We start from the raw sequence: 19,361 nt of genomic DNA on the forward strand, positions 1-19,361 counted from the left end.
GCTACCGCCCAGGTAAATGGGTCGGTAAGAAACTCGACGTGCTCTGCAGGTAGTCAAAGAACCACCTGATGATGTAACTGAACTGGGGAATAAGCTGCGACTGTTTCCAGTCGGCACTCTGTGAAAAGCCAGTAAAGGTATCCAGGAAAAACAGTATCGCCGAAACGATCAACACGCCGCGCAGTGCGCCGAAACAGACGCCCAGCACCCGGTCGGTGCCTGATAACCCGGTTTTCTCTACCAGTGAGCTAATCACATAGTTAACAATAGCTCCTACGATCAGGGTCGCAATAAACAAGATTGCAATCGCGATACCGTTTCGCACCAGTTCATCTTCAAAACGAGTGAAGTAGACCGCAAGGTAAGAGTAGAAATGGCTGGCAACAAAAAACGCACATCCCCATGTCACAAGTGACAATGCTTCGCGAACAAACCCTCGGATCAGGCTCACCAACGCCGAAAATCCAATCACCGCTATAATGACGTAATCAATCCAGACCATGAACTATTCCAATGATGAATCGCCCCTGCATCCATTTCGCGGCGAATTCTAACAGAAAACGTAAACGTTTGCGTAGGGGTTTTCCTGCCCCGCTACAAATAAAAAACGGCGATAACAAAATTCCCAATCGCCGCGCCTACATAGGCCATTTCAACTACGAAAGGCACATTATTTTTAATGATTATACTGGTACGCATAGGTTTAGGGGCACAGCATGCTGTGCCCCTTCATCTTATTAACGTACGCTGTATGGCTTCACCTGACCGCTCAAACCACTGAGGGAGTTAAGCGCAGGCAATGAAGACTGCAGTTTCTGTTTCGAGGCGTCTGGACCGACGTAAATCCGAGTAATCTGCCCCTGTACCGGCGTGGATGGCACGGTGAAAGCACGATAGCCGGACAGTCGGAGTGACGCGACCACTTCGTTCACTTTGGCTGCATTCTTCAACGCACCAAGCTGCACCACATACGCCTGCCCTGCCGGTGCTTTCTCTTCCGCCGGTTTCTGCACAGGTGCAGGTGCAGGTTCAGGCTTCGGTGCTGGTTCAGGTTTCGGCTCTGGCTTCGGTTCAGGTTTCACCACCGGCTTCACTTCCACCGGTTTCGGTTGCGGAACCGGTTTTGGTTTCACGTCCACCGGTTTGGTTTCTACCGGTTTAGGTTTCGGCGGTGGCGTTGGTTGTGGACGAGATTCAACCGGTGGCGGCGTGATCTGAGCCGGCTGTTGTACTGCCTGCTGTGTCGCCGCCTCATTAGCCGCCTGCTGCTCAACCAACGCACCCGCGCCTTCCGGCGGTTGTGCCGGCAATGGTTGGCTTACCGGTGGCACCACGTCGTTCTCTTCCACATCACCGGCCTTCGGCACCAATGGGATGGCAGCGAATTCGTCCTCGTAATGTTTCTTTTTACCGTCCAGCAGCCCTGGCAGGATAATCACCCCCAGCGCAACCAGAATCACGGTACCCACCAATCGGTTTTGAAATTTACTTGCCACTCACACTCCCCGCATCTCGTCTAACGCCGCCATCACGTGTGCAACGGTGTGGAACGATCCACAGACGATCACAATATCCTGTTTTTCAGCGTCCTGCATAGCCTGACGCCAGGCAGTTTCGACATCGGCAAACTGCCGCGGTTCCGTTAAATATTGCGCCAACAGCTCAACACCGGCACCACGCGGCCCTTCAAGCGGTGCACAGTACCATTCATCGACCTGCTCACTCAGACAAGCCAATGTACCGGCAATATCTTTGTCCGAAAGCATACCCACCACAGCACGTACTTTGCCGCCATTACGCGGCAACGTCGCCAGGCGACCAGCCAAATAGCTTGCCGCGTGTGGGTTATGTGCCACGTCGAGGATCAATGTCGGTTCACGCCGCACAATCTGGAAACGTCCCGGTAGGGTCGCCTGCTGCAGACCAGCGAAAATCGCCCGCTCATCAATTTCCAACGCAGAATAATGTAACGCGGCCAGCGCGGTCGCCGCATTGGCTAAGGGTACGTTTGGCATCGGCAAGTCCGTCAATGAGGTGCCGCCACCCTCCCACTGCCAGCGTTCGCCCTGTTCGCTAAAGGTCCAAGCCTCGCCACGACGATACAGTTGCGCACCCAGGGTTTCCGCTACTTGTCCAATAGTTGCCGGCATATCCGGTTCACCCACGACAGCCGGCTTACCACCACGGAAAATCCCGGCTTTTTCGCGGCCAATGCTTTCGCGGTCGCTGCCCAGCCAGTCGGTATGATCCAGTGCAATGCTGGTCACCACTGCCACACTCGGGTCAACAATGTTGGTCGCGTCCAGACGTCCGCCAAGACCGACTTCCAGGATCACCACGTCAAGCTTAGCTTGTTTGAACAGTTGCAAGGCCGACAGAGTGCCAAATTCGAAGTAGGTCAGTGACGTTTCGCCCCGGCCCGCTTCAATGGCTGCGAATGAGCGGCTGTGTTCTGCCTCGCTCAGCTCATCACCCTGAATGCGCACTCTTTCGGTATAACGCACCAGATGTGGTGAGCTGTAGACGCCAACGCGCAACCCCGCCTCCATCAAAATCGCTTCCAGAGTGCGGCACGTGGTGCCTTTGCCGTTAGTGCCGGCAACGGTGAACACCGTCGGTGCAGGAGTGAGTAAATCAAGATGCGCCGCAACGCGCTGTACGCGTTCCAGGCCGAGTTCGATCGCCTGGCTGTGCAGACGTTCCAGATAAAAAAGCCACGAGCTCAATGGCGACGTGGCTTGGGGAATTTGGTGGTTTTGCATGAGTCCCGTCACTGAACTTGGGTTCATTAATCCATCAGGGCACCACCCTCACCGCGGTAAAGGCGATGCTCTGCATGATACCCCATGTTTTTCAAGCCGCAGCGTTACTCGCTGTCACTCGATATTCATAGGGTATTTCCAGCCGTCACTTAGCCACAAAATGACGACTGAACCCCGCGTTGGCTTGTGCCAACACGGGTAATTTCTTTGCCTCAGGCGTCGGCCTGATTTTCCTGCTCAGACACCGGCGCGGCTTCATCGAAATGCGGCTGCGGCTGGTTGGTCAGCTTGGACAGGATACTCGCCAAAGTCTGGCGCATTTCCGGGCGACGCACGATCATGTCGATCGCGCCTTTTTCAATCAGGAACTCACTGCGCTGGAAGCCCGGTGGCAGCTTTTCACGTACAGTCTGTTCGATAACGCGTGGACCGGCAAAACCGATCAGCGCTTTCGGCTCAGCGATATTGATATCGCCCAGCATCGCCAGACTGGCGGAAACGCCGCCCATAGTCGGGTCAGTCAGTACTGAAATGTACGGCAGACCACGTTCCTGCAGTTTTGCCAGCGCTGCGCTGGTTTTCGCCATCTGCATCAGCGACATCAGCGCTTCCTGCATACGGGCACCACCACTGGCTGAGAAACACACCAGCGGGCAGTTATCTTCCAGCGCCTGCTCAACGGCACGAACAAAGCGCGCCCCCACTACAGACGACATGGAACCGCCAATAAAGGCAAATTCAAACGACGCGGCGACAATCGGCATGCCATACAACGTGCCTTTCATCACGACCAACGCATCTTTTTCACCGGTTGCTTTCTGTGCCGCAACCAGACGATCTTTATATTTCTTGGAATCCTTGAACTTCAGAACGTCTTTCGGCTCCAGTTCGCTGCCCAGCTCCACTTCACTGCCTTCATCGAGCAGGGTATGCAGACGCATACGCGCAGTCATGCGCATGTGGTGGTCGCATTTCGGGCACACTTCCAGATTACGCTCCAGCTCGGCGCGGTAGAGAACCTGGCCGCAGCTATCGCATTTGGTCCACACCCCTTCAGGAATACTCGCCTTACGGGTTTGGGTGATATTGCTCTTGTTAAGAATTCGTTCAATCCAGCTCATCGATGACCTTTCTGTTTGAACCTGGCAGACGCCAGTCCGCTGTTCATGCTTTAACAATCCCCCCGAGAACACCAATGAAAAAATGCCTGAGCAAAACGCGTCATACGCGCGAGCAAGGCACAGGTTTCAAGGTTGTTAACAGGAACAGACCATAAATGTCGCTCATTAAACCATATCGGCCCGACTCTGTGGACAAAAAACTGGTCGAACCGACAGGTTAAGCGATGTTTTTACTGTTTTTGCTGGCGGGCAGCCGCACGCTTATGGCGCCAAATTTCAATGACACCCGGCAGAATTGAAACAATGATGATACCCACGATCAACAGTTTCAGGTTTTCCTGCACGATCGGCAGATCGCCGAAGAGGTAGCCAGCATAAGTGAAGAGCAGCACCCAAACCAGTGCACCAATCACGTTGTAAGCGGCAAAGTGGCGATAGGACATATGCCCCATACCTGCGACGAACGGCGCAAATGTACGCACGATCGGTACAAAACGCGCCAAGATAATCGTTTTCCCACCGTGTTTCTCATAAAACTGATGCGTTTTATCCAGGTAACTACGACGGAAAATTTTGGAGTTCGGGTTGCTGAAAAGTTTTTCTCCGAATAGCCGCCCAATAGTGTAGTTCACCGCATCCCCAAGTATCGCCGCACCTATCATCAGCGCGACCATAGTGTGCACATTCAGATCATTGGTCGGCAATGCCGCCAACGCACCCGCGACGAACAACAGAGAATCCCCTGGCAGGAATGGCGTAACCACCAGCCCGGTTTCGCAAAACAAAATCAGGAACAAAATACCGTATACCCACATACCGTATTGTGCCACCAGCTCGGCCAGATGCACGTCAATATGCAGAATAAAATCAATCACAAACTTGATGATGTCCATAGGTTCTCTCTTTTACCGGGTGTCTCACCCACTCGGTAGGTACACAAGGGAGCAACGCGTCGGGCGCGCCAGTGTTTATACCCGTCGCCTTTCAAATTACAGCGTTGTTACCTGCACTCACTCACCCCAGTGACTTACTCAGTAAGCGCCTGGGGATGAGTGAGCTGGGCGCGTGGCTGCAGCTTGAAATTCATAGGGTACATTTGTTTAATCGTCGGGTAAAAACAGTGGCCCCATCGGTGGCCGGGGTATAGCAAAGTGCTCAGGGTAATCAACGCTAACCAGGTATAACCCTTCTGCCCGCGCCGTCGCCGCAGCCAGATTACGATCTTTCAGTGCCAGTAATTCGGCCATCCAGTTCTCACCCTGATTGCCGCAGCCAATTTCCATCAGGCTACCGACAATATTGCGAACCATATGATGCACAAAGGCATTCGCCTTGATATCTACCACAATATACTCACCATAGCGCGTAACCTTAACGTGTTTTACGTTACGCCATGGGGTACGTGACTGACATTGCACAGCGCGGAACGACGTAAAGTCGTTTTCGCCCAACAACGCCTGTGCCGCCCTCTCCATACGATCGGCATCCAGTGGGTGATAAAAATGCGTCATCCCCTGCTGCAATACCGCCGGACGATAGCGGTGGTTATAAATAATGTAGCGGTAACGGCGTGCCGTGGCGCTGAAACGTGCATGAAAATCTTCAGCTACGTTAGTCACCCAACGCACAGCGATATCCGGCGGCAAATGGGTATTGACCCCCATCGTCCACGCGGCGTCCTTCCGCTGTGCTGTGGTTTCAAAATGCACCACCTGGCCGGTAGCGTGCACCCCGGCGTCGGTGCGCCCGGCACACAGCACGTTGATCGGCGCGTTGGCCACTTTACTCAACGCCTGTTCCAGACAGGCCTGCACACTTGCCACTTCCTGTTGGCGTTGCCAGCCGTAATAACGGCTGCCGTCATATTCAATCCCCAGCGCGATTTTCAAGGTCGGCTGGGTGGGCAAGGCAACTTCAGACATCAGTACATCTGCTCCTGCACCAGACGCTCTGCAGTTTCGATCGCCATCAACGCGCCGCCAAAGCGTACGTTATCGGCTACCGACCAAAACTGCAGGATTTCAGGAATACCGTAGTCATTGCGCAAGCAGCCTACGCTCAGCGCGTCGCTGCCGGACGCTTCCGTCACCTGAGTCGGGTAATCGTCTTCTTCGCTCAGTTGGATATCATCCACCTGTTCCAGTTCGCTGCGTGCTTCTTCAGCAGACATCGGGCGCAGGGCTTCCAGATGAACGACCTGTGCATGGCCATAGAATACCGGCGACTGCACGCAGCTCACGGAAATCGGCAACCCTTCGTCCTGCAAAACTTTACGCACCTGATCGACAATTAAACGTTCTTCACGCACGCTGCCCTGCTCGTCGGTCATCAGCGGCAACAGGTTGAATGCCAACTGCTTGGCAAAAACGCCAGGCTCAGCAGGAATACCATTCAACAGACGTGCACTTTGGCCCGCCAGATCGTCAACCGCCACTTTGCCACGTGCCGATACCGACATCAGGGTCGTCACGTGCAGGCGGGAAAGCCCGGCCTGTTCGGTCAGCGGTTTGATTGCGGTCAGCAGTTGGCTGACCATACTGTCCGCCACGGCGACAATATTGCGGTTACGGTAATCAGCCAGCACCTGCGGGTTAACCCCAGGCACCACCAGTGGCACGTCCGGTTCCAGCGCAAACAGGCCGCTGGTGTCGATCACCAGACACCCCATGTTGCCAGCTTCTTCCGCGTAGCGGGCCGAGGCCTCAGTACCGGCAACGAAAAACGCTAACTGGGCCTGTGACCAGTCAAACTCTTCCGCTTTTTGCACCAGTACCGATTTGCCATTGAAGCGCACGGTCGCACCTGCACCACGCTCACTGGCTAAAGGATAGAGTTCGCCCACCGGGAACTGGCGTTCCTGCAACAATTCCAGCAACGCTTCACCTACCGCGCCAGTGGCACCAAGTAGAGCGATATTCCAGCCGTCAGACATTGGGTTTCTCCAGAGTATTTATTCAAATGCAAATGGGCGGCTAATGCACCGCCCTGATAACAAAATTAGTCGCTGTGGCTTAAGAAAGCCTTATGCCGTCAGGAAACTCAGCTTGTGTAACAGCTCCGCACTGGCGCTGTCATTGCACTGGACGCGCAGTGAAGACCATTCGCGGCGTTCCTGATAGTGCTTGCGCAGACGGTCAAATTCGCCCGGCTGCCCAGCCACTTTACGCAGCGGCGCATCGTCGCGGCGCACATCATACACCAAGTGCATCAATCGTTTTAACTTGCCTTCATCCAGCGGCCCATTGAGCTGAATCTGGCTGAACTCAGGCACCGGCAACAACGAGGCCAGTTCGATCTGTTGGGGCTGACCCAGGTGACGACTGAAGGCCTCAAAGACCTGCGTTGTACCGCGTGCTTTGCCTTCGAGCGTATAACCGGCAATATGCGCGGTGCCAATATCCACCCGCGCCAACAACGGCAACGACAGCTCCGGCTCCGGTTCCCACACGTCCAGCACGGTACTCAGCTTTTTACCTTTCTCCAATGCCTGCAACAACGCGGCATTGTCCACCACCGGACCACGGCAAGCATTAATCAAAATGCGGTTATCCGGCAACGCCGCCAATAGCTCCGCGTCCACCAAATGCAGCGAGTGGTAAGGGCCGGATTTATTCAGTGGCGTATGGAAGGTCAGTACATCGGCTTCGGCCACCAGTTTTTCCAGCGGCCAAAATTCACCGTTATCGCCACGTTCAGCACGCGGTGGATCGCACAGTAAGGTACGCACGCCCAATGCTTTCAAGCGGGCATCCAGACGCGACCCCACATTGCCAACGCCGATAATGCCGACGGTTTTATCGCGTAATTGAAAACCGTCGCGTTCGGCCAACAGCATCAGTGCGGAGAATACATATTCCACCACCGCAATGGCGTTGCAGCCCGGTGCCGCAGAAAAACCAATGCCCTGCTGTTGCAGCCAAACGTCGTCTACATGATCGGTACCGGCGGTCGCGGTGCCGACAAAACCAATGCGGGTACCGGCTAGTAAGGCTTCATTCACTTTAGTGACCGAACGCACCATCAGCGCATCAGCATCGGCCAGCGCATCACTCGGGATCGGGCGGCCAGGCACTGCCTGAACATCCCCCAAACGACTGAACAATTCAGTCGCGTACGGCATATTTTCATCAACCAGGATTTTCACTTATTGCTCCGACGGTTTACGGCTATTTATACCCCAAATAATTGGCGTTGCATCAAAGCGGCAAGAGCAGGAGTCCAGGAGCTTACTCAAGTAAGTGACTGGGGTGAGTGCTCGCAGCCAACACAGAGGCGACGTCGAGTATGAAGAGGTTATCTGGGAAATAGTGTGCCACTGAATCATGCCCGACGAAAGCGCTCAGGGGTCGTGCCGGCGATTTGCTGAAACATGACGATAAACGCCGATGCCGAGCTATACCCCACTTCCAGCGCGACATCCTGCACGGTTTTTCCCTGTTCCAATAACGAAACGGCGTGCAAGAAACGCAGTCGCTGGCGCCATTCACTGAAAGACATACCCAGATCTTGCTGGCAACGACGCGACAGCGTGCGCTCGGTGGTATAGACACGGGCGGCCCAGGCGGCAAGTGACGTGTTGTCTGATGGACAGTGCTCCAGTGCCTCCAGTATCGGTGCCAGAAACTTGTCCTCAGATGTGGGTAAATAAGTTTGTTGCACCGGCGAAACATGCAATTGGTCGATCAACGCCCGGCATAGGCGCAAATCCTGTTTGCTTTGTGGGATGTATTGTTTGCGGGCGTAAAAATCTTCGGCTATAGCGCGGAAAATCGGGGTAACGCTCACCAGACAAGGCGCCTCCGGCAGTCCGGCGCACAGCGGCAATGCAATATCCACCATACGGCACTGCGCCAGACGTTGGTTATAACAGGAATGTTCAATTTCCGCCGGTGCCCACAACACAAACTCCGGTGGTGCCAGAAAACGCTGGCCGCCGATGCGCAGCACCATGACGCCGGCCTTGACCCACATCAACTGCCCCCAGCTATGACGGTGAGGCTGAAACTCTGTACGCGCATTGAATTCCTCACAGCGGAACTGCACCGGGCGCGGCGCGGGGATCAGCGCTTCAGGGAAATGGCGGATTTCTGGCATGGTTTCGCCCCGTTACTTGTCTTGTTTAGGAGAAAAATTGTCTGGATATCACTATATATAATAAACCGGACACGCGTAAACTAGCCAGCATGTCAGTCGTTAATGAGAATAATTATCATGAATATGCTCTTCCCTTTGCTGGCGGTCTTGATTTGGTCAATCAATGCCGTGGTCAGCAAACTCTCGGCCACCGCTATCGATCCGGCCGCCATTTCCTTCTATCGCTGGCTGCTGGCGCTCGTCACCCTGACGCCGTTTGTCCTGCCTGGCGTGATCCGCCACTGGTCGGCAATACGTGCCAACTGGTGGAAATTGATGATTCTCGGCATGCTGGGCATGGTGCTGTATCAGAGTCTGGCGTACTACGCAGCACACAGTGTTAGCGCACTGTTTATGGGTATCATTGTTTCGTTGATCCCATTACTGACCATTCTGATCAGCATTGTGCTGTTGCGTGTCGCGCCGACAGTAGGCATTGCGATCGGCAGCCTGTTGTCTTTGGGCGGTTTGATCTGGCTGGTGAGCGCCGGTAACCCCGGTGAGTTACTGAGCCACGGTATCGGTAAGGGTGAATTGATGATGTTTGCCGCTACCGCTTCGTATGCATTGTACGGCGTACTGACCAAGCGCTGGGCGATTGCTCTGCCAAACTGGCAGTCGTTGTATGTGCAGATACTGTTCGGCGTGGTGTTGCTGTTACCGAATTTCCTGATGGCACAAGACGTCGCGTTAACCAGCCAGAATATCCCGCTGGTCTTGTTCGCCGGCATCCCGGCGTCGATTATCGCGCCTTACTTGTGGATCCACGGGGTTATGCGTTTGGGGGCCAATACGGCATCAATCTTTATGAATCTGGCGCCGGTATTTACCGCCATCATTGCAGTGCTGTTCCTGCATGAACATCTGCACGGCTATCATCTGATTGGCGGCGGTATTACCCTGCTGGGCGTGTTCCTGTCGCAGCGCCTGCGTACACCGTTGGCGCGCAAAGCAAAACAAGCCGCAGAGTGTAAAAGCTAAGGTAACAGTTGAAAACGCACCCGCACCAACAAGCCACCCAATGTGGCTGAGGTTAACAACTCTGGGCGGGTGCCGTGGTAACGAGTGATGTCACTCACCAACGCCAACCCCAGCCCTGCACCGGGTTGGTCGCCCACGTTATCCAGTCGATGGAACGGCTGCAGTGCCTGCGCAGTGTCCTGTTGGGCAATGCCTGGGCCGCTGTCTTCAATTTCCAGTATCCCTTCCCCCGCCAAAGTATCCATGATTAGCCTTGCGGTGACTGTGCCCTGATTCGGCGTATACTTCAGCGCATTATCTAACAGGTTTGCACACAGTTCGGTCAGCAGCAGCGCCTCTCCGCCTACCCAACATACCGATTCGCCCTCATAACCGAGATCGATACGTTTACTGCGCGCCTGTGGCAGACGAGAAAAACACGCATCACGCAATACTTGCGCCAGGTTCACTGGCTGCAACTTGCGATCGGCATCGTGTTCATGGGCTTTAAGCCTTGAGAGATAAAGCAGACGATCGGTTAACGCCACGGTGTTATCCAATGTGGCGCTCATCGCCACCAGACTTTCCCGCCACTGCTCTGGCTTATCGCTGGCCAGCGCCACCCCCACCTGCGTTTTCAGCACGGTTAACGGCGTCCGCAACTGATGTGAAGCATCAGCGCTGAAACGTTCCTGACGCGCCACCATTACACGCAACCTTTCGATATAGCGGTTAAACGCCAGCAGCAGCGGCTGCATTTCCGACCATGGTAGTACCATGGGTAATGGCGTTAATTCACCCGGATCCCGTCGCAACATGATGCCTGAAAGCTTGCGCATCGGTTTAAGCACTCGCTTGAGAAGTGCAAAGGCCAGGATCATGGTCAGCACCACCACTGTACCCTGGCTGAGCAACGCGGAGAGCATCATTTGCCGCGCCAGATAGCGGCGTGATTCCAGCGTTTCTGCCACCAATATGGTTGCCATGCCCATCACGCCGGATTCGTTGATCGGTTGGAATAATGCAGCCACACGAATGGGCCGTCCGCGGTATTCGGCATCATAGAAATGCACCAACGCGGGATACAAGCTCGATCGCAGAATATAAGGTGGCATGGGCGGCAGATCGTCATAGCCAGAAATGCTTTGGCCTTCTGGGGAAATCACCTCGTAATAGAGCTGATCGTTCATGTTGCGCTCAAAACTGTCGAGTACCACATAAGGGACATCCGCTTCGAGGCGGCCGTTACGCACCACCAGCCGCTCCGCTACCGTACGCGCCGATGCTAGCAGCGTACGATCATAGGCAAGGGTAGCGGCGTTCATTGCACTGAAATAGTGGGTATAAATCGAGATACTGCCCAGCACCAAGAGTGGCAAACCAAAAAACAGTAACAACTGATAAAACAACGATTGCGGTGCGTTAAACCACCTCATTGCAAAGCTCCAGGCTGTAGCCCAGACCGCGCAAGGTGATAATTGCCACATTGCTGCCCTGCAGCTTTTTCCGCAGCCGATGAACATAGAGCTCAATGCTCTCAGGGTTAGCCTCATCGGCCAAGGTAAAAACCTGTTCGAACAACTGTTGTTTAGCAACGGGACGTCCACGACGATGGATCAATGCCGTCAGCACCGCCAGTTCACGCGGTGTCAGTTGCAGCGGCTTGTCGTCCAGTTGGAAATAACCCTCATCGTGATAGGTCAGCGCACCGTATTGCAGGGCTTGCTGAGTGACGCCGACGCTGCGGCGTAGCAACGCCCGAATTCGAGCTTCCAGCTCATCGAGTTCGAAGGGTTTAGTCAGATAGTCATCGGCCCCAAGATTCAAACCCTTAACCCGATCGGCCACGTCGGTTCTGGCCGTCAAGAGCAATACCGGCAAGTCCTGCCCACGTTTACGCAACCGGGCCAGCAGTTCCAGACCATTCAGACGCGGCAATGCCACGTCCAACACCACCAACGCATAGGTTTCATTTAACAACAAATGGTCAGCCGCCAACCCGTCCGGCGCAACATCGACGGCAAAACCGACGCCGGTCAGCGCCTTTTGCAGCCAGTGGGATAACTCAGGATGGTCCTCAACCAATAACAGACGCATGTTTCCATTCCATTGATTTATCTATGCTCGCAGGCCGAATACTGCGCTATCGCATCAGGATCCGGCTTAACGAAAATTAACATGTTTATAACAGAAGAATGGCATGGAAGCCGCTGTGATAGAAGGGTTATGCCGGACCAGTTTTGGGAGCTGGAACACAATTGCGGCACTGAATAAACCCTGATCTACTGACGACGGTGGTTAATGTCGTGATCGAGGCATTACTTTTCGCTATCAGCGAGGGCGATATCCAATACCGGCTGTAATTTGGCCGGGCTGAACGGGGGTGAAACCAATACAGTGCGGTTATTGCTGGCAAAAACAATATCAATGCCGGTAATGCATGCAGTCATCTGGCAAGCATATTTCTCGCCATTCTCTTTGGAAAAGTGCAGTTCAAAAACGCCGATATCTGGGCGCAGGCGTTTCAGCCGACAATGCCCAGTAGCCCCTGTCATCTCATCATAGGCCGCTGGTAACATCTTGATTGCACTAACTTTGGCACTGTCCCTACCACCGAATAATTTCCCTAACGAAAACATAGCAATCCACCCCTCGTCATTTTATTTTTAGCCATTTTATCTCAAGGCAAAGAGAGCAAAACTGACATTACACAGGCTTTAAGCGAGGTTTACGGGCTGTTATTGCCCCCTGACATGTGTTAGCGCACTGGACAATCGGCTCTTTCAGCACCGGTATTTTGCCTCCAACAGGAGATGCGTATCACATCCCGAAAACTTTTCCCGCGGTTGAAAGGTAAATGAAAGGTTGTTGATTTAACAATCCAGCAACCCGTATCGGCGGGGATCCGCAACGACAGAAAAAACACCTTGGGGAAAGCAATGAAAAAAATAATCACCCGCACTCTGACCGCTACCGCCCTGCTGTTGGCAGCCAATCAGGCCTTTGCCGTGGAAGCACCGAAACGCACCGAATGTATCGCCCCTGCCAAGCCTGGCGGTGGATTTGATCTGACCTGTAAGCTGATTCAGGTGTCCTTGCAGGAAACCAACGCCATCGATAAACCGATGCGTGTCACCTACATGCCCGGTGGTGTCGGTGCAGTGGCCTATAACGCCATTGTCGCCCAACGTCCGGCAGAGTTTGGCACGGTCGTCGCTTTTTCCGGTGGGTCATTGTTGAACCTGTCACAAGGAAAATTCGGCCGTTACAACGTGGATGATGTGAAATGGCTGGCTGCTGTCGGTACCGACTACGGCATGATTGCCGTCCGCGCCGACTCGCCGTACAAAACGCTGAATGACCTGATGGATGCCTTCAAAAAAGATCCAAACAGCGTGGTGTTCGGTGCCGGTGCCTCTATCGGTAGCCAGGACTGGATGAAAACCGCCTTGCTGGCGCGTGAAGTTGGCATCGATCCTCATAAAATGCGTTACGTGGCGTTCGAAGGCGGCGGCGAGCCCGTTACCGCACTGCTCGGCAACCACATTCAGGCAGTCTCAGGCGATCTGAGTGAAATGGTTCCTTACCTGCAGGGTGATAAAATTCGCGTGCTGGCGGTCTATGCCGACCAACGCCTGCCAGGCCAATTAGCCAATGTACCCACCGCCAAAGAACAGGGATTCAATCTGGTTTGGCCGATTATCCGCGGCTTCTACGTAGGCCCGAAGGTCAGCGAAGAGGAATACCAGTGGTGGCTCGATACCTTCCAGAAAATGATGAAGACCGAAGAATTCAAAAAGCAACGTGATCTGCGTGGCCTGTTCGAATTTAACCTGACCGGCAAGGAACTGGATGCCTACGTGAAAAAACAAGTCGAACAGTACCGCGAACAAGCCAAAGTTTTCGGCCTGGCCAAGTAACCGGGGGATACCATGAGCGATCGCATTTTCGCTGGTTTCTGGCTGCTGTTGTGCATCGGTGGTCTGTTTATCGGCTGGGGAATCCAGAGCGAATACAGTTATGAACCCCTGGGGCCACGCCCCTTCCCTCTGGCCATTCTTAGCTTGATGGCACTGTGTGCCGCGCTGCTGCTGTTGAACAAGCCGCAGGTCGTTGAGTGGCCACATAGCAAGGTGATGCAACGCCTGCTGGTGCTGGTCATTACGTTGGTACTGTATGCCTGGGGCTTCGAATGGTTGGGCTTCCCGCTGGCAACCGCATTGCTGACCTTCAGTATTGGCCTATTGTTCCAGGCCAGTCTACTGGCAGCAGCGGTGTCCGGCGCAGTCATGGGCGTTGCGTTGTATTACGCCTTTGACCGCTTACTTGATGTAACACTGCCACTCGGCGTTTGGCTGAGCTAACGGGGGCGATGATGGATACCTGGATGTACTTATCTCAAGGGTTCGAAGTGGCACTGGTGCCACAGAACCTGATTATCGCCCTGATTGGCTGCTTCGTTGGCACAATTGTCGGCTTGCTGCCGGGGTTAGGGCCAATCAACGGCGTGGCAATCCTGTTGCCACTGGCGTTTGCCCTTAAGCTACCGGCCGAATCTGCACTGATCCTGCTGGCAACGGTGTACATCGGCTGTGAATACGGCGGTCGTATCTCCTCAATACTGCTCAACGTCCCGGGTGATGCCGCAGCAATCATGACCGCACTGGACGGCTACCCGATGGCGCAGCAAGGCCGTGCCGGTGTGGCACTGTCGATCTCGGCGGTCAGCTCCTTTACCGGTTCACTCATTGCTATCGGCGGGATTATCCTGTTCGCTCCCCTGCTGGCACGCTGGTCGCTGGCGTTCGGCCCAGCCGAATACTTTGCCCTGATGGTGTTCGCTATTGCCTGCCTGGGTAGCATGATGAGCCAAAACCCTCTGAAATCGCTGCTGGCGGCGCTGATTGGTCTGGGACTGGCAACGGTCGGGGTAGACGCTAACACAGGTGTTTATCGCTTCACCTTCGACAGCATCCACCTCTCCGATGGTGTGCAATTCATCGTGGTCGTTATCGGTCTGTTCTCGGTCAGTGAAATTCTGTTGATGCTGGAAAGCACCAGCGGCGGACAAAAACTGGTGCGCAAAACCGGTCGGTTATTGTTCAACCGCAAAGAGGCCGCTCAGTGCGTTGGCCCAACATTGCGCTCTTCCGTGGTGGGGTTCTTTGTCGGCATTCTGCCGGGTGCCGGCGCAACAATTGCCAGCGCACTCACATACATGACCGAAAAGAAAATCAGCGGCAACAGCGAAACCTTCGGTAAAGGGGACATTCGTGGTGTCGCAGCGCCAGAGGCAGCCAACAACGCTTCAGCCTGTGGCTCATTCATCCCTATGTTAACGCTGGGTGTTCCTGGTTCCGGCACCACTGCGGTCATGATGGGCGCACTGACGCTGTACAACATCACCCCCGGCCCGGCAATGTTCACCGAACAGCCGGATATTGTCTGGGGGCTGATCGCCGCACTGCTGATTGCCAACGTCATTCTGTTGATCATGAACCTGCCGTTGGTGGGTCTGTTCACCCGCATGCTGACCATTCCACTGTGGTTCCTGGTACCGGCGATTGCTGCCGTATCCGCGGTGGGCGTATACGCCGTACACAGCACGACCTTTGACCTGCTGTTGATGATCGGACTCGGGGTGTTTGGTTATATCTTGAGGAAAATGCATTTCCCGATGTCACCGCTCATTCTGGGTTTCGTATTGGGAGAGATGTTAGAACAAAACCTGCGCCGAGCGCTGTCAATCAGCAACGGAGAGTTTGGCATCTTGTGGAGCAGCAGTATCGCGCAAACACTGCTGGTATTGGCGGTATCTGTATTGGTGCTGCCACCTTTGCTGCGTAAATTGCGTAAACGCCGTATGTCGGCGGAAGCGGCTAAAGCCGAATAGGTAAAAAGGGCGGGTTAATCACCCGCCCTTTTCATTTATCTGATCACTAACGCTCAATACCTCTTACCACCCGCTCAAGTCCCGTAATATCATCACTGGCCAGCAAGGGTTGCACACAAGCAAAATCCTCGGCTGACAAATCATAAATACGCAAAGCAAGTAATCGGGCAATGATCTGCGGGGTAAATCGCTGCTTTATCGGTCGTGCCGGATTACCGCCTACAATGGTGTAAGGCTCAACGTCCGCCGTCACAATGCTACCTGCGGCAACAACCGCCCCTTCCCCAATGGTCACGCCCGGCATTAACATCGCCCGCATACCTATCCAGCAGCCATCTCCCAACCGGGTATCCCCTTTCGGCCGATAGGCAGCCTGGATGCTTTCCATCATCGGGTACAAGCAAAACCAATCGGTGCGGTGGGTATGGTTCCCCCCCATCAGGATTACGGCTTCAGCGGCAATACAGACATAATCGCCAATCAGTAATTGGTCTATCGTCCCGAGCGGTTGCCACTGCTGGCTGACCGCATCGCCGTGCAAATAGCGCACCACAGAGCGTTCAAAGCCATCATCCAGGTAGTCACTGTAATAGCTGTGGGTCCCCTTGACGATAATGTTGGGGTTGGTTACCGTTTGGTGCAGCAATTCTGTTTTTGACCAGTGTTTTTCAGTCATGGCGTTTTCTCTTGAATCTGTTACAAGAGCCACAGCCTACTGTCTGTGGCAGTGTTTTTCGGTCATAAAACACTGCCCGGTTAAGCGATTAACGCCCGTTTTAATCTTGGGTTGTTAGTCATTAATGCCTCCAAATTTCGGCGTAAGGGTAACAAATCACGCCTCGACCGTCTTGCTCTTCAGCATCAATACTCCGCCCATCACCAGCGCGCTACCCAGCAACTGTAACTGATTCATGTTTTCCCCCAGCAGGAAATAGGCGATCACCGCCGTGAATACCAGTTCCAGCGACAAAATCAGGTTAGCCACCGCCAGCGGCAAGGTTTTTAGGCTGATGTTGTACAAACCGAATCCCAACAACGTCGGGCCAGCCGCTAAAGTCAGCAGCAACAGCCAACCGCGCCACTCGATCCCCTGAACGCCCTGGGACAAGAACCACAACGAGCCGGTCATGCCATGAAATGCGGCCAGCGGATATAACGTCAGCGCAGCATTGAACACCCACTGATAGATCGCTGAAAAACCGAACACATACAAAATGGTATTCCATACCGGGTAATGACGTTCTGTCGCCACCCGCCCACCCAACGTGTAGAGGGTATAACCAATGCCGGACAACATGCCCACCAGCAATCCCAACAAATTGAAATGGCTGTTGCCCATGCTGTCGCCGTTACTGACTAAGAAGCAGCCTCCCAGGCTGACCACAATCACCACTAATTGGCGCAGGCTCAGGCGTTCGCTGTACATCATCCAACCAAGGAACACGGTAAAACCGACTGAACAATACGTCAGGATGGTTGCCACCGACGCGCCGTTCAGCGCTACCGACAGTGTCCACAGGCTGTTGAACACCGCCAGTAACAGGCCATAACAGGCATAAAATGGGACCTGTGAACGCTGTAAACGTGCCCACTCAGGCTTGAATAACAACAACACCGGCAATAATACCAGTGCAACCAGCGCTGCTCGCCAAAAGGCCAGCACAAAGGTCGGCAGGTGATAATACTCCGTAAGGACACGAATAATGATGGCGGTAAAAGCCAGTAGCATGGCGCTGATAATCGCGATCACATACCCCTGACTGCTGCCTTGTAACAGACGCGCGCCCGGGAGAACCGGCCGGGCTGAAACCCCTGATGGTAATGACATGACACCCTCAAAAAACTGCGGTAATACACCCAGGCAGAGATTCTAACGCCACACAACTTTGCCACCAGAGCCACTTTCCCCTGATGTTATGCAGGCCACTTTTATCCGCTTGAAGGCCAGTGGCTATGGGGTATAGTAAAAACCAGCAACGCTACCCGAGCCAATTACGCATGCATATTCCGTTAGACCGTCAGCAAGATGTTCCGCTGTATTTGCAAATTGAAGAGGCACTGCGGCGGGCGATCCTGAGCGGTGTTTTTGTCGATGGTGATAAGCTCCCCTCCACCCGTACACTTGCCAGCGAATTGGCTGTCAGTCGACTGACGGTAGAGAATGCCTATGCCGAGCTGGCCGCTAAAGGTTTTCTGCATCAACGGCGCGGCAGCGGTGCTTATGTATTACACCCATTGCTACAACCCGTTCAGCCGCGCCCAACACCCGATATGCCTTTCCCGGCAGAACGTTTCACCACCCTGACCTCACGGCTGGATGGCTACCCCGATACGCCTTTGCCGGACAATTTCATCAACTTTGCCGCCGGTGTTGGCAGCCCGAAAGTGTTCCCTCAGGAAGAATTCCGCAAGATATTGCTGTCGGTGCTCAGTCGCCATGCGGAGGAGGCATTCAGCTATGGCGAGTACTGCGGATATTATCCGCTGCGCGATACATTGGGGCGCATTCTCACCGCTCAGGGCATTCCTACTCATGCTGAACAGTTGTTGATTACCAACGGTTCACAGCACGCCATCAGCCTGATTGTACAAAGCCTGCTGGAACCGGGAGATACGGTGATCGTCGAACAACCTACGTACGCCGAAATTCTGGGATTACTGCGCCTGCATCGCATTAATATCGTCACCATCCCCAGCGATCGGCACGGAATGCAGGTTGAACAACTGCCTGCGCTACTGGAAAAGCACCGCCCAAAGTTGATTTACACCATTCCCAACTTCCATAACCCTACCGGACGTTGTCTGAGTGAAGCCCGTCGTCGGCAACTACTGGCGCTGGCCCAACAGGCTGGCGTGATGATACTGGAGGACGATTTTGTCGGTGATCTGCGCTACAACGGCAAACAACTTCCGTCTCTGCGGGCACTGGCACAGCCAGGCACGGTGATTTATGTCAGTACGTTTTCCAAAATGCTGCTACCCAGCATGCGCATCGGCTATCTGGTGGCAGACAGAGAACAATACCAGCAGATTGCCCGACTAAAGCACGTTGACAGTTTCACCAGCTCGAACCTGATCCAGCGGGCGCTGGACGCATTCGTAACCATTGGACGCTATGACAAACAGCTGCGACGCGCCGGGCGCATCTATCGTCAGCATCGCGACACGATGGTGGCGGCATTACAACAACACCTGCCGCATGGCTGTCAGTTTGAAACACCGGAAGGCGGGCTGTTTATCTGGTTAACGCTACCGACCAGCGTCAGTACCGAAGCCTTGATGCCGGTCGCCTGGAAAGAGGGGGTGACCTTTGCGCGAGGAGAATGCTTTTATGCAGAGGAACAACGTGGCGCTCATGGCATGCGATTAAATTTTGCTGCCAATACGCCGCCGCTCATCGAAGAAGGAATCGCCCGGCTGTGCCGGGCGATTCGTCAGGTGATGGCGCCAAAACAGGCCGCTACATCCTAAATCATGGGCGTTATATCATGT

Annotated in this window: 19 protein-coding genes; 5 read left to right on the forward strand and 14 right to left on the reverse strand. The window is 54.2% G+C overall.

Annotated elements, in window-relative coordinates; translation table 11 throughout:
- Nucleotide 1 precedes the first annotated feature (1 nt).
- From cvpA to SGR01S_RS16615, 9 genes are all read right to left on the reverse strand, one after another.
- Nucleotides 2-502 carry a colicin V production protein gene (gene cvpA / locus SGR01S_RS16575; protein WP_020827869.1) on the reverse strand — a complete coding sequence of 167 codons (501 nt, stop codon included), beginning with the start codon at nucleotides 500-502 and terminating at the stop codon, nucleotides 2-4.
- A gap of 235 nt (nucleotides 503-737) precedes the next feature.
- A complete protein-coding gene (dedD, locus tag SGR01S_RS16580; RefSeq protein WP_061808031.1) occupies nucleotides 738-1,496 on the reverse strand; it encodes a cell division protein DedD in 759 nt (252 codons plus the stop codon).
- Nucleotides 1,497-2,762, reverse strand: a complete 1,266-nt coding sequence (gene folC / locus SGR01S_RS16585; RefSeq protein WP_061808032.1) for a bifunctional tetrahydrofolate synthase/dihydrofolate synthase — start codon at nucleotides 2,760-2,762, stop codon at nucleotides 1,497-1,499.
- Between the two features lie 212 nt (nucleotides 2,763-2,974).
- A complete protein-coding gene (gene accD, locus SGR01S_RS16590; protein WP_012146046.1) occupies nucleotides 2,975-3,883 on the reverse strand; it encodes an acetyl-CoA carboxylase, carboxyltransferase subunit beta in 909 nt (302 codons plus the stop codon).
- Between the two features lie 230 nt (nucleotides 3,884-4,113).
- Complete coding sequence (locus SGR01S_RS16595) at nucleotides 4,114-4,776, reverse strand: DedA family protein (protein ID WP_037425410.1); 663 nt, start codon at nucleotides 4,774-4,776, stop codon at nucleotides 4,114-4,116.
- Between the two features lie 207 nt (nucleotides 4,777-4,983).
- Nucleotides 4,984-5,805, reverse strand: coding sequence for a tRNA pseudouridine(38-40) synthase TruA (gene truA / locus SGR01S_RS16600; RefSeq protein ID WP_037425412.1), 822 nt, complete (start codon nucleotides 5,803-5,805; stop codon nucleotides 4,984-4,986).
- Nucleotides 5,805-6,815, reverse strand: coding sequence for an aspartate-semialdehyde dehydrogenase (locus SGR01S_RS16605; protein ID WP_061808033.1), 1,011 nt, complete (start codon nucleotides 6,813-6,815; stop codon nucleotides 5,805-5,807). Before SGR01S_RS16605 ends, truA begins: the two co-directional genes overlap by 1 nt.
- A 90-nt stretch (nucleotides 6,816-6,905) precedes the next feature.
- Nucleotides 6,906-8,027: a 4-phosphoerythronate dehydrogenase PdxB gene (gene pdxB / locus SGR01S_RS16610; RefSeq protein ID WP_061808034.1), complete on the reverse strand. Its 1,122-nt coding sequence runs from the start codon at nucleotides 8,025-8,027 to the stop codon at nucleotides 6,906-6,908.
- A gap of 176 nt (nucleotides 8,028-8,203) precedes the next feature.
- Entirely contained in the window at nucleotides 8,204-8,977 is a 774-nt protein-coding gene (locus SGR01S_RS16615; protein WP_061808035.1) for an AraC family transcriptional regulator, read from the reverse strand.
- A 117-nt stretch (nucleotides 8,978-9,094) separates the two neighbouring features.
- On the opposite strand from SGR01S_RS16615, the gene SGR01S_RS16620 reads away from it, so the two are divergent.
- Nucleotides 9,095-9,997, forward strand: coding sequence for a DMT family transporter (locus SGR01S_RS16620; RefSeq protein ID WP_037425418.1), 903 nt, complete (start codon nucleotides 9,095-9,097; stop codon nucleotides 9,995-9,997).
- Here SGR01S_RS16620 and SGR01S_RS16625 read toward each other — a convergent pair.
- From SGR01S_RS16625 to SGR01S_RS16635, 3 genes are all read right to left on the reverse strand, one after another.
- Nucleotides 9,994-11,412 (reverse strand): sensor histidine kinase, encoded by a 1,419-nt coding sequence (locus SGR01S_RS16625; protein ID WP_037425421.1) that lies wholly within the window; start codon nucleotides 11,410-11,412, stop codon nucleotides 9,994-9,996. The genes SGR01S_RS16620 and SGR01S_RS16625 overlap by 4 nt on opposite strands.
- Nucleotides 11,399-12,073 carry a transcriptional regulator TctD gene (gene tctD / locus SGR01S_RS16630; protein ID WP_037425423.1) on the reverse strand — a complete coding sequence of 225 codons (675 nt, stop codon included), beginning with the start codon at nucleotides 12,071-12,073 and terminating at the stop codon, nucleotides 11,399-11,401. Before tctD ends, SGR01S_RS16625 begins: the two co-directional genes overlap by 14 nt.
- 221 nt (nucleotides 12,074-12,294) lie before the next feature.
- Nucleotides 12,295-12,615, reverse strand: a complete 321-nt coding sequence (locus SGR01S_RS16635; protein WP_061808036.1) for a hypothetical protein — start codon at nucleotides 12,613-12,615, stop codon at nucleotides 12,295-12,297.
- Nucleotides 12,616-12,915: 300 nt separating this feature from the next.
- Between SGR01S_RS16635 and SGR01S_RS16640 the strand changes: the two genes are divergently transcribed.
- Genes SGR01S_RS16640 through SGR01S_RS16650 form a run of 3 tightly spaced genes read left to right on the forward strand, consistent with a single transcriptional unit; the run spans nucleotide 12,916 to nucleotide 15,869 of the window.
- Nucleotides 12,916-13,896 (forward strand): Bug family tripartite tricarboxylate transporter substrate binding protein, encoded by a 981-nt coding sequence (locus tag SGR01S_RS16640; protein ID WP_061808037.1) that lies wholly within the window; start codon nucleotides 12,916-12,918, stop codon nucleotides 13,894-13,896.
- A 12-nt stretch (nucleotides 13,897-13,908) separates the two neighbouring features.
- The gene (locus SGR01S_RS16645; RefSeq protein ID WP_037425428.1) at nucleotides 13,909-14,340 is read left to right on the forward strand and encodes a tripartite tricarboxylate transporter TctB family protein; all 432 of its coding nucleotides are present in this window, start codon (nucleotides 13,909-13,911) and stop codon (nucleotides 14,338-14,340) included.
- Nucleotides 14,341-14,351: 11 nt separating this feature from the next.
- Nucleotides 14,352-15,869, forward strand: a complete 1,518-nt coding sequence (locus tag SGR01S_RS16650; protein ID WP_037425430.1) for a tripartite tricarboxylate transporter permease — start codon at nucleotides 14,352-14,354, stop codon at nucleotides 15,867-15,869.
- Nucleotides 15,870-15,915: 46 nt separating this feature from the next.
- Here the strand turns inward: SGR01S_RS16650 and SGR01S_RS16655 are convergent, their stop codons facing one another.
- Entirely contained in the window at nucleotides 15,916-16,545 is a 630-nt protein-coding gene (locus SGR01S_RS16655; RefSeq protein ID WP_061808038.1) for a CatB-related O-acetyltransferase, read from the reverse strand.
- A gap of 156 nt (nucleotides 16,546-16,701) precedes the next feature.
- On the reverse strand, nucleotides 16,702-17,697 hold the full coding sequence (locus SGR01S_RS16660) for a DMT family transporter (protein ID WP_037425437.1): 996 nt from the start codon (nucleotides 17,695-17,697) through the stop codon (nucleotides 16,702-16,704).
- Between the two features lie 170 nt (nucleotides 17,698-17,867).
- On the opposite strand from SGR01S_RS16660, the gene pdxR reads away from it, so the two are divergent.
- Nucleotides 17,868-19,340, forward strand: coding sequence for a MocR-like pyridoxine biosynthesis transcription factor PdxR (pdxR, locus tag SGR01S_RS16665; RefSeq protein WP_061808083.1), 1,473 nt, complete (start codon nucleotides 17,868-17,870; stop codon nucleotides 19,338-19,340).
- Nucleotides 19,341-19,361 lie beyond the last annotated feature (21 nt).

The sequence above is a fragment of the Serratia grimesii NBRC 13537 genome, assembly GCF_001590905.1.
Lineage (GTDB): Bacteria > Pseudomonadota > Gammaproteobacteria > Enterobacterales > Enterobacteriaceae > Serratia > Serratia grimesii.

What these genes read in the sequence shown, in the direction of transcription:
- SGR01S_RS16620 (WP_037425418.1), top strand. Translation starts at nt 9,095, where the DNA reads ATGAATATGCTCTTCCCTTTGCTGGCGGTCTTGATTTGGTCAATCAAT.
- SGR01S_RS16645 (WP_037425428.1), top strand. Translation starts at nt 13,909, where the DNA reads ATGAGCGATCGCATTTTCGCTGGTTTCTGGCTGCTGTTGTGCATCGGT.
- SGR01S_RS16625 (WP_037425421.1), bottom strand. Translation starts at nt 11,412, where the DNA reads ATGAGGTGGTTTAACGCACCGCAATCGTTGTTTTATCAGTTGTTACTG.
- accD (WP_012146046.1), bottom strand. Translation starts at nt 3,883, where the DNA reads ATGAGCTGGATTGAACGAATTCTTAACAAGAGCAATATCACCCAAACC.
- SGR01S_RS16660 (WP_037425437.1), bottom strand. Translation starts at nt 17,697, where the DNA reads ATGTCATTACCATCAGGGGTTTCAGCCCGGCCGGTTCTCCCGGGCGCG.
- SGR01S_RS16635 (WP_061808036.1), bottom strand. Translation starts at nt 12,615, where the DNA reads ATGTTTTCGTTAGGGAAATTATTCGGTGGTAGGGACAGTGCCAAAGTT.
- SGR01S_RS16615 (WP_061808035.1), bottom strand. Translation starts at nt 8,977, where the DNA reads ATGCCAGAAATCCGCCATTTCCCTGAAGCGCTGATCCCCGCGCCGCGC.
- tctD (WP_037425423.1), bottom strand. Translation starts at nt 12,073, where the DNA reads ATGCGTCTGTTATTGGTTGAGGACCATCCTGAGTTATCCCACTGGCTG.
- folC (WP_061808032.1), bottom strand. Translation starts at nt 2,762, where the DNA reads ATGCAAAACCACCAAATTCCCCAAGCCACGTCGCCATTGAGCTCGTGG.
- cvpA (WP_020827869.1), bottom strand. Translation starts at nt 502, where the DNA reads ATGGTCTGGATTGATTACGTCATTATAGCGGTGATTGGATTTTCGGCG.
- SGR01S_RS16605 (WP_061808033.1), bottom strand. Translation starts at nt 6,815, where the DNA reads ATGTCTGACGGCTGGAATATCGCTCTACTTGGTGCCACTGGCGCGGTA.
- truA (WP_037425412.1), bottom strand. Translation starts at nt 5,805, where the DNA reads ATGTCTGAAGTTGCCTTGCCCACCCAGCCGACCTTGAAAATCGCGCTG.
- pdxR (WP_061808083.1), top strand. Translation starts at nt 17,868, where the DNA reads ATGCATATTCCGTTAGACCGTCAGCAAGATGTTCCGCTGTATTTGCAA.
- SGR01S_RS16640 (WP_061808037.1), top strand. Translation starts at nt 12,916, where the DNA reads ATGAAAAAAATAATCACCCGCACTCTGACCGCTACCGCCCTGCTGTTG.
- SGR01S_RS16655 (WP_061808038.1), bottom strand. Translation starts at nt 16,545, where the DNA reads ATGACTGAAAAACACTGGTCAAAAACAGAATTGCTGCACCAAACGGTA.
- SGR01S_RS16595 (WP_037425410.1), bottom strand. Translation starts at nt 4,776, where the DNA reads ATGGACATCATCAAGTTTGTGATTGATTTTATTCTGCATATTGACGTG.
- SGR01S_RS16650 (WP_037425430.1), top strand. Translation starts at nt 14,352, where the DNA reads ATGGATACCTGGATGTACTTATCTCAAGGGTTCGAAGTGGCACTGGTG.